This is a genomic window from Bittarella massiliensis (ex Durand et al. 2017), assembly GCF_017566145.1.
Classification (GTDB): domain Bacteria; phylum Bacillota; class Clostridia; order Oscillospirales; family Ruminococcaceae; genus Bittarella; species Bittarella massiliensis_A.
Genome location: NZ_JABFCL010000398.1, coordinates 1 through 209 on the forward strand (window position 1 = coordinate 1; position 209 = coordinate 209).

At 51.7% G+C, this 209-nt stretch carries 1 protein-coding gene; it reads left to right on the top strand.

Annotated elements, in window-relative coordinates; all coding sequences use genetic code 11:
* Nucleotides 1–20: 20 nt before the first annotated feature.
* Nucleotides 21–209 (top strand): DUF6179 domain-containing protein (locus HJY11_RS14805; RefSeq protein WP_368041638.1); only part of this gene is annotated, 189 nt, incomplete at its 3' end.

Here is a 209-nt window from a genome sequence, read left to right on the forward strand (position 1 = left end):
CTTTGCTGGAGGTGATGTCTGTGTGGTATGAGATGGAAGAGCTTGTGCCAATCGTTGGCAGACTGGCACGGAAGTATACGTCAGGAGACAGTACCTCTATTTCCTATGAAAAGGCAGAGCAGTTGATGGGAGCAGTTCTGTACTGTATCCGGGAAGCCGGAGCACAGAGAAAATGGGCTGTTGCGGACAGGGAGAATCTGACGGCAGAG